The organism is Pseudoalteromonas aliena (genome assembly GCF_038155085.1).
Taxonomy (GTDB): Bacteria; Pseudomonadota; Gammaproteobacteria; order Enterobacterales; family Alteromonadaceae; genus Pseudoalteromonas; species Pseudoalteromonas aliena_A.
Map to the genome: position 1 here is coordinate 1 of NZ_JBAKAU010000301.1, position 208 is coordinate 208.

Annotated in this window: 1 pseudogene; it reads right to left on the reverse strand. The window is 41.3% G+C overall.

The features are described 5' to 3' along the window. Positions 1 to 208, reverse strand: a pseudogene (locus V6260_RS19495) (site-2 protease family protein); the annotation flags it as partial.

Here is a 208-nt window from a genome sequence, read left to right on the forward strand (position 1 = left end):
GCTCAGCCATAAGCCAAATAACACACCGAGTAGCACACACTCAAACCTACCCAAGAGCGCATTGAAAAACTTATAGTTTTTAATATATGGCCGCCATCATGCGGTAAAATAGGTAGTAGGTTAAATAAGTTAAGTAGTGCGCTTAATAACGCAACACCTGCAAATATGTCCATTTCAGTGGCGTAATTCAAAACCACACCCAGCACTG